General features: G+C 60.8%; 15 protein-coding genes. 9 read left to right on the top strand and 6 right to left on the bottom strand.

All coding sequences use genetic code 11. The annotated features are described in order from the left end of the window. Positions 1-2: 2 nt before the first annotated feature. Both ssb and MRBLMD1_RS20625 read left to right on the top strand, forming a co-directional pair. On the top strand, positions 3-995 hold the full coding sequence (ssb, locus tag MRBLMD1_RS20630) for a single-stranded DNA-binding protein (protein ID WP_364403190.1): 993 nt from the start codon (positions 3-5) through the stop codon (positions 993-995). A 29-nt stretch (positions 996-1,024) separates the two neighbouring features. Beyond that, positions 1,025-1,336: a ParB family protein gene (locus MRBLMD1_RS20625; RefSeq protein WP_364403187.1), complete on the top strand. Its 312-nt coding sequence runs from the start codon at positions 1,025-1,027 to the stop codon at positions 1,334-1,336. Between the two features lie 1,262 nt (positions 1,337-2,598). Here MRBLMD1_RS20625 and MRBLMD1_RS20620 read toward each other — a convergent pair. The 3 genes from MRBLMD1_RS20620 to MRBLMD1_RS20610 form a co-directional block, all read right to left on the bottom strand. Next, complete coding sequence (locus tag MRBLMD1_RS20620) at positions 2,599-3,258, bottom strand: hypothetical protein (RefSeq protein ID WP_364403184.1); 660 nt, start codon at positions 3,256-3,258, stop codon at positions 2,599-2,601. 614 nt (positions 3,259-3,872) lie between these two features. Beyond that, a complete protein-coding gene (locus tag MRBLMD1_RS20615; RefSeq protein ID WP_364403181.1) occupies positions 3,873-4,571 on the bottom strand; it encodes a DUF6338 family protein in 699 nt (232 codons plus the stop codon). Next, entirely contained in the window at positions 4,571-4,762 is a 192-nt protein-coding gene (locus tag MRBLMD1_RS20610; RefSeq protein ID WP_364403178.1) for a hypothetical protein, read from the bottom strand. Before MRBLMD1_RS20610 ends, MRBLMD1_RS20615 begins: the two co-directional genes overlap by 1 nt. A gap of 1,989 nt (positions 4,763-6,751) precedes the next feature. Between MRBLMD1_RS20610 and MRBLMD1_RS20605 the strand changes: the two genes are divergently transcribed. Continuing rightward, positions 6,752-7,000: a helix-turn-helix domain-containing protein gene (locus MRBLMD1_RS20605; RefSeq protein WP_414703720.1), complete on the top strand. Its 249-nt coding sequence runs from the start codon at positions 6,752-6,754 to the stop codon at positions 6,998-7,000. A 99-nt stretch (positions 7,001-7,099) separates the two neighbouring features. On the opposite strand, the gene MRBLMD1_RS20600 is transcribed toward MRBLMD1_RS20605, so the two are convergent. Further along, positions 7,100-7,408, bottom strand: a complete 309-nt coding sequence (locus MRBLMD1_RS20600) for a hypothetical protein (RefSeq protein WP_364403175.1) — start codon at positions 7,406-7,408, stop codon at positions 7,100-7,102. A gap of 9 nt (positions 7,409-7,417) precedes the next feature. After that, entirely contained in the window at positions 7,418-7,681 is a 264-nt protein-coding gene (locus tag MRBLMD1_RS20595) for a helix-turn-helix transcriptional regulator (RefSeq protein ID WP_364403173.1), read from the bottom strand. Positions 7,682-8,100: 419 nt separating this feature from the next. Between MRBLMD1_RS20595 and mobC the strand changes: the two genes are divergently transcribed. From mobC to MRBLMD1_RS20575, 4 genes are read left to right on the top strand one after another with little or no spacing between them, the layout of a single operon-like run. Further along, the gene (gene mobC, locus MRBLMD1_RS20590; protein ID WP_364403170.1) at positions 8,101-8,493 is read left to right on the top strand and encodes a plasmid mobilization relaxosome protein MobC; all 393 of its coding nucleotides are present in this window, start codon (positions 8,101-8,103) and stop codon (positions 8,491-8,493) included. Beyond that, complete coding sequence (locus MRBLMD1_RS20585; protein WP_364403167.1) at positions 8,493-10,052, top strand: relaxase/mobilization nuclease domain-containing protein; 1,560 nt, start codon at positions 8,493-8,495, stop codon at positions 10,050-10,052. Before mobC ends, MRBLMD1_RS20585 begins: the two co-directional genes overlap by 1 nt. An 18-nt stretch (positions 10,053-10,070) precedes the next feature. Continuing rightward, positions 10,071-10,859: a hypothetical protein gene (locus MRBLMD1_RS20580; RefSeq protein WP_364403164.1), complete on the top strand. Its 789-nt coding sequence runs from the start codon at positions 10,071-10,073 to the stop codon at positions 10,857-10,859. Between the two features lie 48 nt (positions 10,860-10,907). Further along, on the top strand, positions 10,908-11,939 hold the full coding sequence (locus MRBLMD1_RS20575; RefSeq protein ID WP_364403161.1) for a PDDEXK nuclease domain-containing protein: 1,032 nt from the start codon (positions 10,908-10,910) through the stop codon (positions 11,937-11,939). A gap of 389 nt (positions 11,940-12,328) precedes the next feature. Here MRBLMD1_RS20575 and MRBLMD1_RS20570 read toward each other — a convergent pair whose 3' ends face one another. After that, on the bottom strand, positions 12,329-12,658 hold the full coding sequence (locus tag MRBLMD1_RS20570) for a histone-like nucleoid-structuring protein Lsr2 (RefSeq protein WP_364403158.1): 330 nt from the start codon (positions 12,656-12,658) through the stop codon (positions 12,329-12,331). Between the two features lie 375 nt (positions 12,659-13,033). On the opposite strand from MRBLMD1_RS20570, the gene MRBLMD1_RS20565 reads away from it, so the two are divergent. Next, positions 13,034-13,966, top strand: a complete 933-nt coding sequence (locus MRBLMD1_RS20565) for an ABC transporter ATP-binding protein (RefSeq protein ID WP_364403155.1) — start codon at positions 13,034-13,036, stop codon at positions 13,964-13,966. Next, positions 13,966-15,204 (top strand): ABC transporter permease, encoded by a 1,239-nt coding sequence (locus tag MRBLMD1_RS20560; RefSeq protein WP_364403152.1) that lies wholly within the window; start codon positions 13,966-13,968, stop codon positions 15,202-15,204. The genes MRBLMD1_RS20565 and MRBLMD1_RS20560 overlap by 1 nt, the downstream gene beginning before the upstream one ends. Positions 15,205-15,221: the final 17 nt, after the last annotated feature.

Below are 15,221 nucleotides of genomic sequence, written 5' to 3'. Positions count from 1 at the left end.
CCGTGACGAGACTGCCCCCGGTCGTCGGGTTCAAACTCAGCCCCCGAATCCCGTTGGAAGTGGACCTGTTCCGGCAGGTCAACCCCAGCGGCAGGATCAACCCCGACGTTGTGGACCCCTATCTTGTGGAACCCGCCATCGTGGAACTCTGCATCGAGGACCTATACGAGGACTTCTACGCCGTCCCAGACACGGCAGGGGATGACCGATACCTTGAGGCGATTAGCCGCGCCCCGCTCGGGGAGGGCGGGATCTGGGACGCACATACTGCCAACCAGTACCAACCCAACGACCTCACCCACGACGAACAGGGTGGGACCGAACCTCAGAACGAACCCACAACAGACACCGAGAACATCACCAGCACACGAGGAAAAGGAACCATCATGGCCGGCGAAACCACGATTACCGTCATTGGAAACCTGACATCAGATCCAGAGCTGCGCTTCACTCCGGTTTCCCGTGAGTTCGGTAAAACTGAAGGTACTCCGGTCGCGAACTTCACTATTGCATCCACTCCCAGGACGTTTGATGCCCAGAGTAAGGAATGGAAGGACGGCGAGACCCTGTTCCTTCGGTCTACGGTCTGGCGCGAAGCGGCGGAGCACGCCGCGGCCTCCCTGGCCGAGGGCAGCCGCGTCGTTGCCAGTGGCCGGCTCAAGCCGCGGACCTTCGAGACGAAGACGGGGGAGAAGCGCACGGTTATTGAATTCGAGATTGACGAGATAGGGCTGTCTCTTCGCTACACGGCTGCGACGGCCGTCGGCACCACAGGCAATCGTCCCGGGCATAACGAATCCCCGACGCCAGACGAAGTGCCTGTGCAGGAAAAAGCCCCGCGCATTGGCTGGAGGGGCAGGCTTAAAGCCCAGCAGGAAGCCGATGGCGCCGAGGCCGGCGCCGACGAATACTCGGACGATGACCCCTGGTTTGGCAAGAACGCAACCGCCGAAGGGTATGCACGGATAGCCCGCACCGAAAAACCGACCTTCTGAGATCGGGGGCCCGAGCTTGAAAGCGCTAGATGCCGATTTCTAAGAAGACGAAGACTGTCTCCGCCTACTTCACCGAGGATGACACGGATCAAATCCGTGCCGCAGTTCAGGCCGTGGGCAAGATCGAGGGCTACCCCTCTATCACTGCCCTGGTCGAAGCAGCCACGCTGCGGGAACTGCGCCGTTTGCAACGCAAGTACAACGGGGGAAGAAAATGGCGCGGAGTTCCCGCGGGTCAAATGCGACCGGGACAACGAACTCGCGAGGAAACTCAGCAAAGCCAAACGATGTTGGATGAGCAGCGGCGCGGCTCCCAGGGGCCAGCCAGCGACAATCGCTGAGGTTCCCACAGGTGATCCTCTGAATGGTCGCAAGATTCCCGCGCGAATTGTCACACGAGCGTGTCCAGGTCCAAGACCCCAGAAACGACGACGCTTGCCTCGTTCAAGGCAGGATTCCTCCGGCTTGGTTGAGTTCCTGCGGGGGCGGTGCGCGACGGAGGTTTCGATGGTCGACGGAGTGATGGCTGTCCCGACTGGTATCAGTCCCTGTGCCTGGGTGAAAACCTGACGTTCTCCGATAAGCATGCCAACACTTTGCTCAGGGCGTAAGCCTTCTTTCGTGGACCTACGAGCGGATTCTTCATCGAAAGATAGGTGCATCAGCGTCACCACTCCACATAACGCGTGACGGGGTCCGGCCTCTGGGTCGGGCGTTTAGACTCAAAGAATCAGGAGCGCTACGAATGGGGGACTCATCATGAATGTCGGCTCAAAACAGCTGGTGCAGCTTGGCCCATGGGAAGTGGATGCAAAGACACTCGATGCTCCGGGCGCGGCCTGGAACAGCGTAGTTCCCGGGCGCATTCCCACAGGCACAAACAGCGGTCTTCCACCGAAAGCAGGAAGCGACTTTCCTTCCGCCGGTTGGAGAGTCGTGGGTTCAGCGCGGGAGCCGTGGGCTGAGGAGGTTCTGATCTTAGGTGCACCTTCAGTTGTTGCACCGGGGCGCTGGGTACTGGTTCAACTGGCTCATCTTGAAGATGGATGGTCCCTGGCCGCGCCGTTGGACGGCATTCCGGTCCCGACCCGGGAAAGTCGCCGTCAAGGACTCCGGTTGCACTGGGATCGAGAGAGCTTTGAGTGCGGACGCGGTTCAATCCCCATTCTGGAGGTGGTTCTCCAGAATGATGCGGACATTCGCTGGACGCCGACTGAGCTGGACACAGAGTATGTCCACGGCCGGATTTTTGATCATGAGGGCCGTCAGTTGGGTTCGGGCTGGCACTCATATGGAAAGAGCAGACTGTTACCCACCCTCGCTCCCGGTGAAGGCACAAGACTTTCCGTGACGTGTGACGAGCAGGTGGCCCAAAAGCTTCCACAAGGAAGTTTTCAGGTCGTGGCCTACCTTTCCGCCATGGGTCTATCTACGAAGACCCGAGCCGGTCTGATCGTTGACTAGACGCAACGACCAAACCGGCTCAGGCACCTGAAATTCTTACCTGTGTTGCTCGGAGATAGCCGGTTTTTTGTGAAGTATGAGTCAGGTTTACTACGTGAAACTTGGAAGTGTCATTCCGGGCAGTTGGCGCACATGTGAACTAGGTCCATGAGGTTGATCCGTTACTGGCAACCTTGTACTCCCGACCATCCCATACTTTCTGGAACGTCGTCGCAAAGTTCTTGAATGCCAGGACATAGGTCGGATGGTAGGTCTCGCCCAACGTGCCGCCCGACCAATTCTCGCCCTGGATCTGCCTGTACATTACTTCGGTATAAGTTCTGGCGTTGGCACAGTTTTGCCAGTTGTGCACAGACTCATCGATGTTAAACAGACCGTCGTGGTAGGTGTAGCAATACAGGGTCGAAATCAGAATAGGTGAACCGGACGTGACGTTTATGTCCCCGCTGAGAGCGAACTCCATGTTGTCCACAATCGTCATTCTAAACTCGACATCCACTGTTCCCGAAGGCCGGCAGATACCAGTACTGCTGCTGCAGTACTCGTAGGTGACTGTGTCCTTGACGTCGAGGGTGGGACCTACAACGGTGCCAACCCCGCCGGCGTTCATCAGTACCGGCTGCTCAACTTTGAGGGCGTCCTTCCTTGCCTTATCCGACGAAGCGTTCCTATAGTTTTTCACGACCTTCTCAGCTTTGACCTGCGAAGTATCAGATTTTTGTATCGCCCGCCGGTTCAAAAATTTCTCGACTGAAGAAACCGCTACGCCCATCTGCAGTTGCTGGATGACTCCGGTCACGACCGGGTCTTCCCCTGGTGAGACAACTGCGGTTACGCAAAGACCGAGGTTAACCTGGGCCGCATCGCAGGATTGTTCCGTAGGATCCTGACCGGCTGCATTCGCGGGGACCGTCCCACTCGTGAGCAATAAAGCGCTCACTGCGGTACTGCATAACGCGCGAAACAGACGTGATTTTTTCAATTTATCCCCCAATTTGTAACGTGTCTTTAGTAAAACCCTCGGAGCCTAGCCACCATCAGCAATCCGCGCAAGTCAAAACGTGGGCCCCAGGCTGGGGCTGGGCCTAGGCAAGGACCACCGAGGCGAAAGTGCTGATCACAGGCATCGCCCCTTCAAGGCCTTGGCCAACCACAGTGACGCCGTGTGAACGACCACCCGACCACCAAAGGTGCCCATCACGCACTTGTCGGCGGAGGCACCATGCTGGGCGATCCCATACGTAAGCGGTGACACTGTCGTTGCTACCTAGGTCTTCACCACGAAGGCGGGTGCAACCAGGCATCTGACAGAGCCTTCCAATTCACTCCAAACTTTCTTGATACGCGAGCGGTAGGGCCACCGGACTGAGGGTGTGTCCACCGTACTGCCAGGCTACGACGGCTTAGCTGTGGTCAGGAAGGCGTATCCGCTGGTGGCAGCGGCATTGATGATGAATCCTCGACACTTGGGGTGGTTTGGGCATAATTGATACCGATGCTGGAGATTTCGGCTCCTCGAAGGACCACGACTTGCTGCGGTTTACGGAAGGGGGGAACTTCGGGGGTTGCACTGAAAAGTATGGGTTCGAAGAGCACAAGCTCGCGATCATCGGTCTCGTGGTCCGCGCTAAAGTTTCCCACAATTCCCGACCACGTATGGCCGGATTTCATTACCACTTGCACGACTGCATCCCTGTCGGGACCCTTCTTCACGCGAAAGAGCTCGGTCCATAGGGTGTGCGTAAAAACTAGAGTTGCGTCTTTCCGCCGGGTGACCAAGTAATTAGCTGCCCACGCGATCCCGATACTGGTGGCGAGGTATCCCAGCCCGGACGCCAGCAAGTTGCCGAAGTGGGATCCTACGTAGGCATTGTCCCATCGGATCAGCGCTGCAAAGTCGGGCGTTTGGTTGTCCGTGACCGCCAACCAAATGCAAAAAGCCGCTACACCTGCCGGGATGGCTATGGCGACAGAACCAAGGACAGTTCGACTGATCTCTTGAAAGGCCGATTCCTTGGCTCGTACACGGCGGCTTCGGCTGATTTGCTCGAAGTAGAATCCCGGCGCGACGAAACAAATGAAGACCAGGACTGATACCCAGGAAGCGGGCATTAGTCGTCCGAGGAGTCTGTCACCGTGGTCACTTGTTGCATCAGGAAGTCATGGGCTGAGACGGCCACCGTCGAGGTAGGAAATGCAGAGACAGAGTCAAATGACTTCTCGTGCGCGAAGAACGTCTGGTCGCCATTGCTTGGGCTGGCGACTCCGGTAAGGGTTACGCGTTCTGTCTGGTTTTCTGCCATCGGGTTTTGCCTTTCAAACTATCAATTCAGGACTGGGGCCCCGCTGGCCGAAGCCAGCGGGGCGGTGTTCTTCATCGTTTACGTGTGCCGGCGCCATTCTTGGTTGGGTCAACCAAGCGATACGTTTGGCCGGCTTTGGGAGTTGGCGGAAGCGGGTTTCCACGTGTGGAGGTGCGTTCTTCTCCTGTAACTCCGCCACGCGGACCCACGATGACGTACTGACCAGAACGGGGAGCGTCCTGCCCGGGTTTGTAGCTGGGGACCATATGATCTCCTTCTTTTGCTAAGCAGCTACTACCGGACGCCAACCCTAGGCTTGCATCTGCCAGGGCGGGGCGATGTAAACTCGAGTCCTCTTAGCGGAGAAAGAATCAAGTCTTGGTAGTGAACTGCACGTATCTCGCAGCGGTTGCTAACGAGACTTTTTTCATGGCCCGAAAGCCATGGCTAGATACTACATGTAGTGCAGACGCCTCTTTGGAACCACAAGATGATGTATTACAAGTATGTCATTTAGTGCACCGTTAATCCACAGGAAGGGGCCCTGAAAAGGCCCGCAAGACCGGTGTTTTTGCGGACGCAATTCACACCCTGTGGAGTAACTCGACACATTTAGCGGACAGCGTGTCGTCTTCAAACGGCGAGTCCCTACTTCTAAACCTGCGCCAGGACATCGGACGAGCAGGAAGGTCCAGGCCGCAGGGTCCTCCCGTCACGTGGAGATGTTCTGAGAAGACCCGTGGAAGGGCGCAAGGTAGCGCTCGGCACCTTTGACGCTGAGACCGAATAGGTCACAGAGTCGCCTTATGTCCCCGGTCGCGTGGGCTTCGTGAAGGATGCGGTCCTCACGGATGGCCTGGGCTGACATCCCTAGCGTGTCGTTGACCCAAACATGGCTGACCCGAGTTGTTCGGACTGCGCTTTGTTTGGTGATGAACAGATGAGGGTTTGGAGTCTCGGGCCACCGGGCAGCCCGGTAGTCCAACCAGTGTGAGAGGCTCTGCCGGACTTGGGGTGCTAAAGGCACAGTCCTGTCTGGAAGGTGAAGCCGCTGGTCACGAACGTCTGTGAGCAGGAGGCCTCGGACCTGTTGACTTCTTAGGGCGTGAAAGCCGATCAACGCGGCCAAGGCGGCGCGGGCAGGGTTATCTGAATCCAGGGCGGTGCGCATTGCCAGGTCGTTGATGGGCAGTGGGATGCGTGTCTCCGGGCGGCCGGTGTGAAAGTGGGTGGTCGGGTTGGCGAACACGACGCGCTTGGCTTTGAGTGTGCGGAACAAGGACCGGAGGGCTGTGCCGGCCAGTGCGCGGTCGCTTCCTTGCGCCGGCAGCACGTTCCTGACGTCCTCTCGGGAGACTTGCCGCAATGTGAGGCATCCCTGCGAGACCCAGGCGTTTACTGCCGGAAGCACGGCCCGTATCCTCACTCTGATTGTCACGTGGGCCCTCGGACGCATTCTTGGGCGGTGGAGCTCCCGTACAGCATGACATCGAACCACACCCGTAGTTCGTCGGCGATGGGTTCTGGAAGGCTGGCTACAAGTTGGGCGAACCACGGCACAATCGCGGGTTCGCGGTCATCCTGGAGAAGCCTGCTGCCCTCCAGAACATCCAGTATCGACTGGCGGCTGAATGACGGATCCAGACTGGCGACCTCGGTGGCCTTGATCAGGGCCCCGGGGGTGTCTTGGGCCCACGCCAGAATTCTAAGTCCACGAAGGGCCGTGGTGAGCCGCGTTTTGCTCCATCCATGGGCGAGTGCATGATCACGCGCGTAAGTGTCAAGAACCAGCGCAAAACTAGGGTCAGGAGGATTGATTTGAGCTGGAACCCTGGTCAGGTCTCGGGGAAGGTCGAACAGCCTCAGCTGCTCGTGCGCTACAGGGTATCGGTGAACGGTTAGCGCCGGAGGCCTGGAACGGGCAGGGGGTTGGCGTTTGCGCCAAAACAGGCCAACGAAAAACAGCTGCTGCCCAGGAACGGCGTGCCGGTGGCTGCACCGTTTTCCAGGATGTTGACGTTGGACCAGGTCGAGGAGGTCCTGAGCCTTGGCAAACCGTTGGTCTACGCGCTGGTTCGCTGTGGAGAGTTGCGGGCGGCGCAGTTTGGTGGCCGCGGTGTTTGGCGGGTCCGGGAAGATGACCTGGCCGCCTACATTGACGCGGCGTACGCGAAGACGGCGGAGCGTATCGCTGCCGGTCAGATCAGCGAAGGCGATGACGCTTCCGCCGAGGACTGATAACGGAACCTTAAGCGCCGAAGGCCGGCACCCTCACGGGTGCCGGCCTTCGCGCTTTCCTGGGGCATGTCGTTTCAACTGCAGCGTGGATTAAAGGAGCTAGTGATCGGCGATGGTTGAGGCCGTTTTCTGGTCGGTTCCCTGGTCCTGGCCGGTGGAGCGTTTTGCTGTTCGGCGGCGCTTTACCGCTGCTGGTTCGAGGCCAAGCTTCTTGAGTTCGTCTGCGCTCCATCCATCTCTGGTTGCCTGCACGTAGGCGCGCTTGTCGTCGCGTTCGGCGGCGACAAGCTGGTCCCGGAGTTCGGTGATGCGCTGGCGGCTCCGCACGAGGGCGGTGACGGATTCGATGCGGGTGTCCAGCAGGGCGCGGGCTTGGTTTCGTGTCTGTTCAATGTCGAGGTTCGCCATGGTCACAGCCTAACGATCATCGCGTTGCCGGCTGTGGCGGACGCGCCCGTCCCGGCACGATGTGTCCACGTCTATTGGAGCCTTTTCGGCTCCAACCAGGTCAGCGTTTCGGGGGTCGTTGAACCAGTCCTGCAGGTAGTCGTCGCAGTAGCTGACGGTCCGTGTTGTGAACTGGAAGTATTCGGGGCCGATACCCTGTCGCCGCCACTTCCGCAGCAGGGCGGGGGAGACTCCGTATTGCCTGGCCACTGTGGTTGGTGAGATGAGAGCCAAAACTGTACCTTTCGCTAACCCTATGCCGCGTTCCTTTCGGCACGCTTGCCGAAACTTGACCGGTGAAGGAATTGGCCAGTCGGAGTAGCCGGACCGTGGAATACCGGAGCGGAGCGAGGATATGCCGCGAAAGCCGGCTGCGCAGACTTGCCAAGGAAGGACCGGGCAGTAGCCTCACCCAGCCGAAACGGAACGACGCAGTCGTTTCAACAAGTCAGACGCGCAGCGTCGTCCAGGGCAGTACCCGCCAACCACCCAGAGCACCAAAAACGGGCGCAGGTGATTTTCCGGAGCAAGCTAGGCGGTTATGTGCCATAACCTGCGTGTTGCTCCACGGCGTGCGGCCGGGGATGCGGCACACTCGTGAGTGTGGCCCGGAAATTCCGGGCGCTGCGCTGGGCATGGGGGAGGGGACCGGGATGACTGAAGAGCAGAAGTCTCCGAGCCGGTTCGCCCGGCGTCGCCGGGCAAACATTGACGGCGAGACCCAGTACGTTCGGGTGTCGATGTCGGAATTCGAACGCGCACAGCTGAAGGTGCTGGAAGAACGGACCGGCCGCAGTCCCTCGGAGATCCTGGTCAGCGCTGCCCTGTACGCGGAGAACTCGGAGTCATTGGCTGAACGGAGGGCGGTGGCCGTGGAATTCATCGCCGCCCGCCGCTACCTCGCTGCCCTGTCGAACAACGTCAACCAGCTCGCTCGCCGCGCTAATGCCACGGACGAATTCCCGGAAGCTGCCCGCACCGCCCTGACCCGGGTACGTGCGGTCGCTGACAGGATCAATACGATGCTGGATGCGATGGTGCGCTGATGATTCCCAACATCACCAAGGGCACCCGCATGCACGGGCTCATCGCCTACCTTGCCGGGCCGGGACGGGCGAACGAACACACCGACCCTCACCTGGTTGCCGGCTCGCCGTCGATCATGGCCTGGCACGACGACGACGAACTCAACACGGACTCCGCCCAGGCCATCGGCAAGGAACTCGACCGCGCCCGCAGCGTCCTTGGCACCGAGATTCCCGGTGGCCACGTCTGGCACTGCTCACTGTCACTGCGCGCCGAAGAAGGCGACCTGACCGACGCACAGTGGGCGGACATCGCGCAGGACTTCATGGATGAGATGGGCTTCACCGAAGCCAGTGGACGCGCGCCGGCGCAGTGGGTGGCGATCCGGCACGGCCACAGCAAAGCCGGGAATGACCACATCCACATCGCCGCGTCCATGGTCCGCGAAGACGGCACGAAATGGAGCAGCTGGCGCGACTTCCCCCGTGCACAACAAGCCGCCCGGGGGCTTGAGAAGAAGTACGGCCTGGAAGAACTCTCACCCACGCATTCCACCCGTGGCCTGCGGCCCGGTGAACGTGAAGCATCCGAACGGCGGGGAGCTCCGGAACCTGAACGCCGCTCCCTGGAACGCAAGGTCCGCGCCTGCGCCACCTCGGCCCAGGACGAGGCCGAATTCATTCGCCGCCTCCGCCGGACCGGTGCCCTGGTCCGGCCGCGCTACGCGTCCGGACGCGACGACGTCGTCGTCGGCTACAGCGTTGCCGAACGGCCCCCGAAAGGTGGCCGGCCTGTCTGGTTCGGCGGCGGCCACCTCGCTAAAGACCTCGCCCTGCCCAAGCTCCGCGCAGGGTGGCCCGACAGCCCCCAAGGTGCCGCAGAGGCGGTCGCTGAATGGCAGGCAGCTGCACGTGGACGCCGCCCGGTAACGACTGGCCGCGAAGCCCACGCACCCGACCCGCAACTGTGGGAGCAGTACAGCGATGAAGTTGCCCGCCTGCGCGAGACACTGCGCTCCGTGCCGCTGGACGACCATGCCACCTGGGCGCACGTTGCACGCGAGACATCCGGTGCCTTCGCCGCCTGGTCCACGGCGACCGAATCAAGCCCAGGCCCCCTTGCGGCCGCAGCGGACGAGCTGTCGAAAACGGCACAGCTGCGGCGCTACCCCGTCCGTCCCATCCGCAGCGTTGGCCCGTCCGCCCGGGGAGCATCCCTCATGCTCATGGCAGCGTCGATGAGTGGCACCGGTACCGCAGCGCAGGCAATCATGCTGCGCCAACTGCTGAACGTCACCAAGGCCGTGCACGACATGCACAAGGCATCACATGACCTGCGCAGGGCACGCCAGATCAGCCACATGGTCAAGCACCATCTGAGCCAGGTCGCGGCCGCACTACCTGCCGTCCCTGCCCCAACGTCCACAGCCGACAGCGAAGCGGCCGCAGCAGCCCGTGCGAGTGCAGCGGGGCAGGTCTCGGGTCGGGCCCCGGGTTCCGTGCTGCCGCCCAAATACGTGCAGGCGCGCACCCACGCGAACACCCGAAGCGGGAGTGCCCGCCCGGACATCGAAAGATGACACCAACGAGGGGGAACCATGACTGAATCTGACGGCATCGAAGAAGCAATCGAGGGAATGTCGCGCGTTGGGCTGACCGTCGCCGGACGGCTCGGTGAGCAACTGGCCAGGGCACGCGAACAGGAGCTGCGCCGCGCCCAGGCGGCAGAGGAACAACAGGCCCGTGAGCTGCAGGCACGCTTCGACGCGGAGCGGGCAGCGGCCCGCGCCCAGCTCGCCCCCGTCATGGACAACCGGTGGTGGGACACCGCCAGCGGACGCGACGTCGAAAGAGCGCACGAGGCGGCCACCGCGTGGAAAGACCACGACCCGGCCGCACGCGACGCGGCAGAGGTCATCCGTGACCAGGTACAGCGCCGCTACGGGTTGGACGTGGACAACCTTGGCGCCGACGATGCATCCGTGGCGGAGGCCCTGGCCAAGGCTGAACGGGACCGCGAACAGGCAGAACAGGAACGCCGTGCCGCCCGCAACGAAACCGCCGAAGCTGGGCAGCTGCTGGCCGAGGCCGACCGGGAAGATCGGGACCGTGAACGAGACGTCACCGAAGGGAACCAGCGCCCCGAGTCACTGGCAGAAGAGGCTGGCCGCAACTACGACTCAGCCGAACGTCGTCAGGAATTAGCCGCCAGCTTGGAAGGCGTCGCCGACCGCGAAGCCGTACAGGCACGACTCAGCGCAGATCAGGACCAGGCAACCCCGCCCACGGCCGCAGTCGCCAAGGCGCCAGGACGTAACCCGAAAGCCCGCAAGACCCGCGGCGCCACCGGCCAGACGAAGCTCCTTCAAAAGGGAATGAGCCGCTAGGCAGGCTCGGACGGGAGGCTTGTCGGTGTCCTCGATAGGATCGAAGCCATGACTGACGCCCGTGACATCGCACTTCCTTCCGGTTACGCCGAACTCCTCGGCGAACTCAAGAACCGGGTTAGGGCAGCCCGGGTCCAGGCAGTCCGGACCGTTAACGCACAACTCGTTGCCTTGAACTGGTCCATCGGTAAGACCATTCTTGAACGCCAAGCAAGCGAGGGATGGGGCAGCGGAGTCATCGGGCGATTGGCTGAGGATCTTGGTGTTGAGTTCCCCGACATGAAGGGCCTGTCGCGGTCAAACCTGCAGTACATGCGCAGCTTCGCGGAGGCATGGCCGGCCTTCGACCCAAATGTCCCACAGCCTGTGGGACATTTGCCGTGGGGCCACATCCGCACCATCCTGGACAAACGCCTCGATCCGGAGGCACGAGACCGCTACGCTGCCGCAGCAGTAGAGTACGGCTGGTCACGCAACGTGCTCATGAACATGATCATGAACAAGACCCTGGAACGTACGGGTGCTGCTCCATCCAATTTCGTGGAGCACCTTGCTGGCCCGGATTCCGAGCTTGCCCAGCAGGTCGCAAAAGATCCGTACAACTTCGAGTTCCTTGGCCTTTCGGGTGAAGTCGCCGAACGCGACCTGGAGAACGCCCTCACCAGCAGGATCACCGAAACGCTCCGCGAGCTCGGCCCGGGATTTGCCTTCGTAGGCCGTCAAGTCCACTTCGACGTCGACGGTGACGACTTCTACGTCGACCTGCTCTTCTTCCACATCGAACAATCCCGCTACGTTGTCATCGAACTCAAGACCGGCAAATTCCAGCCCGAATACGCCGGCAAACTCAACTTCTACGTCGCCCTCGTCGACGATGTACTGCGCCGTGACCATCACAACGAGACCATCGGCATCCTCATCTGCGGCACAAAGAACGATCGCAGCGTCCGCTACAGCCTGGGTCGTTCCACATCGCCCATGGCGGTTGCGGCCTACACCTACGACAAGCTGCCGACAGAAGAACAACAGGTTCTCCCCGATGAGGGGCACATTGTGGCAGCACTGGAGTGGGCCGAGTGAAAGGCTCGACTTCCCCGCAGCAGCCCGCACGCCGGCCGATGATGTGCTGGGGGAGGAACGAGCAAGGTTCTTGAACGGCTGGCAGGCGGTCTTCGGGATGAATACCCCTACATTGCAGGTTCTTCCCGAACCAACGTCTACAACATGCGGGCCTTCGCGGCCGTCTGGAGCGGCCTGGACCCAATTATCCAGACACTTTCTGGATAATTGAGCTGGAGTCGCAGCGTGGCACTCTTTACCAAGCTCACTAAACAGGACCTCCGCCGATGGGATGCCGGGCGGGATAATTCGTGAATGAACTATTAGTAGCGCGCTCTAATAAGCTGCAAACAAAAATCAAGGCCGGAATTAACGATCATTTCCGGCCCTGATTTTGTCCTTTGCTGCTTTTAGTGAGCGGCTTCGTACTTTTCTACTACTTCCGCTTGAATCCGCCCGCGGGTGTTGACCGGAATACCATTATCGGCCGCCCATATGCGTACCGCTTTCGCGTCACGTCCCCCCTGGGAGGACTTAGTGCGGCCCGCTGAACGGCCTCGGCCGCCGGAGACTCTGCGGCCGGCGTTGGTGAAGCGGGTCAGGGCTTCTCGCAACTCAGTGGCGTGCCCCTCGTTCAAATCAATTTCGTATTCATTGCCGTCGAGAGCGAAAGATATCGTTTCCTTTGCTTCGGAGCCGTCAATATCATCTTCCAGCAGTACGACTGTCTTTTTTGCCATAAAACAAGACTATCAGGGTGCTGACTATGTGGTGTACGCCAGTAAGTAATAGCCTGCGGACTAAGGTGCCCGGCCACGATCAAGCTTACTTTTGGCATTCATGGTAATCAGGATAGAGGGGCCCCTTTCGTAACCCCATGAGGAAAGCGAAAAGGGCTGGCTCTGGCAGCTCGATTCAGGACCGGTGTGTCGGCTGGACGACAGTAGCCATCGGGTAGCTCCCTTAGCAACGGTAGTGGTGGTAAATCGGTCAGGATAATCCCCCGGCTGTCGCAGCGATCCCATCGCCCAAACGGTCCTGGACAAGGGCGCAACAGCCTGTTGCGCGAATGTGCCGCCGGCGACGGTATCCCTTACCGGAGATAGGCTTGAAACATGACGTTGGGGGACGCGGCGGAGCCGCTTGTGCACATCAAAGACTTCCGGATGGACTTCGGGGACACCACGGTCATCCGGGACCTCTCGTTCGACGTGAGCACGGGGGAGACCTTCGGGTTCCTGGGCAGTAACGGGTCAGGGAAGACCACGACGCTGCGGGCGCTGCTGGGCATCTACCAGCCCACCGCCGGGACCCTGCACATCGGCGGGAAAATCTTCGAACCCCGCGACGGGGCACGCCTGGGGTACCTGCCGGAGGAGCGTGGGCTGTACAAGAAGGAACCGGTCCTGGATGTGATGGTCTACTTCGGCCGACTGAAGGGCCTGTCCAAGGCTGCGGCCCGGTCCTGGTCGGAGTCTTATCTGGAACGGGTCGGCATCCCGGAGAAAGCCAAGACCCGGCTGGACAAGCTCTCGGGCGGTCAGCAGCAGAAGGTCCAGCTCGGGGTGACCATCATGAACAACCCGGAGCTGCTGATCCTGGACGAACCGACCAAGGGCTTTGACCCGGTGAACCGGCGCCTGCTGATGGACATCATCGAAGAGCACAAGCGGGCCGGGGCGACCGTCATTATGGTCACCCACCAGATGGAAGAGGTCGAGCGGCTCTGCGACCGGGTGATCCTGCTCAAAGACGGGGTTTCCCGCGCCTACGGAACCGTCGAGGAAGTCCAGGAGGAGTTCGGCGGCACTGTCTACCGGGTGGCCTACGACGGCGTCCTGCCTGCCTCGGACCTGTACGAGGTCATCTCCGTCAGTGAGGGCCGGGCCGAGCTCGCGCCCGGACAGGGGGCCTCGGAGGAGAAAGTCCTGCGCGAGCTCGTCGAGGCCGGGGTCAGTCTCCGGTCCTTTACCCCGGCGAGGATTTCCCTGGACGAGATCTTCATCAAGGTCTACGGCGAACAGCACGAACTGGCGGAGGCAAAGTAATGGCACTGGCACGGCACAACCTCGGCACCGTGGTCGCTTTCGAGTTCATCCGGACCATCAAGAAACGCGGCTTCGCGGTCGCCACACTGGCGATCCCGGTCCTGCTGATTCTGGTGTTCGCCCTTATCTACGCCTCCAACTCCAGCTCCCACGCCAGCGCGGACGCGCAGAAGAACGCCAAGTTCTCCTTCAGCTACACCGACGCCTCCGGGATCATCGCACCGGCCGGGGCACAGGCTGCCGGAGGCACTGTGACCTCTGATTCGCGGGCCGCGATCGAGGCCGTGAAGAACGGGACGAATGAGGCTTACTTCGCCTACCCGGCCGACCCGACCACGGAACCCGTGAAGGTCTACGGGGCCGACAAGGGCATGTTCGAGAACGGCAAGTACGAGGCGGTGGCAAAGCAGCTGCTGGAGGCCTCGGCGCAGTACCAGGTAAAGAACCCGGCACTGACCGCTGCCCTGACCGGGAACGTGAAGTTCGACTCGGAGACCTATAAGAATGGCCAGGTCGCCGCCGGCATTGGGGGAGTGATCCCGCCGCTGCTGTTCCTGGTCGTCTTCTACGTCTCGATGATCCTGCTATCGAACCTGATGCTGAACTCCACCCTGGAGGAGAAGGAGAACAGGGTTACCGAAATGATCCTGACCACCCTGAACCCGACCACCTTGATCACAGGCAAGATCATCTCCCTGTTCATGGTCGGGCTCGTGCAGGTCCTGGTGTTCCTGGCCCCAGTCGGGCTGGCTTACCTGTTCTTCCGCGATTCCCTGGCTCTGCCGGAGATGAACCTGTCCTCCCTGGTCTTCGAGCCCGGTCCCATGATCACCGGCGCACTGCTGCTCATCGGCGGGTTCACGGTGTTCACAGGCGTACTGGTGGCCATCGGCGCGATCATGCCGACCGCCAAGGAAGCCGGCACCATCTTCGGGCCGCTGATGGCCATGATGTTCATCCCCTTCTACACATTCAGCATGGTCATCTCCAACCCTGAAGCGCTGATCGTGCAGGTCTTCACCTACTTTCCGCTCACCGCACCGGTCACAGCGCTGCTCCGGAATGGCTTTGGCACACTGAGCCCGTTGGAGGCCGGCATCGTCATCGTCGAGCTCTTCGTCGTTGGAATTCTAATCCTGCGTCTGGCCGTGCACCTGTTCCGGTACGGGTCCATCGAATACGGCCGAAAACTCTCAATCGCCGGCACCTTCCGCGGAACCGAACTCGCCACTAAATAAGTTCGTTCCTGGTCCTG

It is taken from the genome of Pseudarthrobacter sp. LMD1-1-1.1 (assembly GCF_040676255.1).
Classification (GTDB): Bacteria; Actinomycetota; Actinomycetes; order Actinomycetales; family Micrococcaceae; genus Arthrobacter.
This window is presented reverse-complemented; position numbering and strand designations above follow the sequence as displayed.

Bases quoted from the DNA above. Each gene is read 5' to 3' on its own strand.
- MRBLMD1_RS20625 (WP_364403187.1), top strand. From the start codon at position 1,025: ATGCCGATTTCTAAGAAGACGAAGACTGTCTCCGCCTACTTCACCGAG.
- MRBLMD1_RS20615 (WP_364403181.1), bottom strand. From the start codon at position 4,571: ATGCCCGCTTCCTGGGTATCAGTCCTGGTCTTCATTTGTTTCGTCGCG.
- MRBLMD1_RS20610 (WP_364403178.1), bottom strand. From the start codon at position 4,762: ATGGCAGAAAACCAGACAGAACGCGTAACCCTTACCGGAGTCGCCAGC.
- MRBLMD1_RS20600 (WP_364403175.1), bottom strand. From the start codon at position 7,408: ATGGCGAACCTCGACATTGAACAGACACGAAACCAAGCCCGCGCCCTG.
- mobC (WP_364403170.1), top strand. From the start codon at position 8,101: ATGACTGAAGAGCAGAAGTCTCCGAGCCGGTTCGCCCGGCGTCGCCGG.
- MRBLMD1_RS20585 (WP_364403167.1), top strand. From the start codon at position 8,493: ATGATTCCCAACATCACCAAGGGCACCCGCATGCACGGGCTCATCGCC.
- MRBLMD1_RS20580 (WP_364403164.1), top strand. From the start codon at position 10,071: ATGACTGAATCTGACGGCATCGAAGAAGCAATCGAGGGAATGTCGCGC.
- MRBLMD1_RS20575 (WP_364403161.1), top strand. From the start codon at position 10,908: ATGACTGACGCCCGTGACATCGCACTTCCTTCCGGTTACGCCGAACTC.
- MRBLMD1_RS20570 (WP_364403158.1), bottom strand. From the start codon at position 12,658: ATGGCAAAAAAGACAGTCGTACTGCTGGAAGATGATATTGACGGCTCC.
- MRBLMD1_RS20565 (WP_364403155.1), top strand. From the start codon at position 13,034: ATGACGTTGGGGGACGCGGCGGAGCCGCTTGTGCACATCAAAGACTTC.
- MRBLMD1_RS20560 (WP_364403152.1), top strand. From the start codon at position 13,966: ATGGCACTGGCACGGCACAACCTCGGCACCGTGGTCGCTTTCGAGTTC.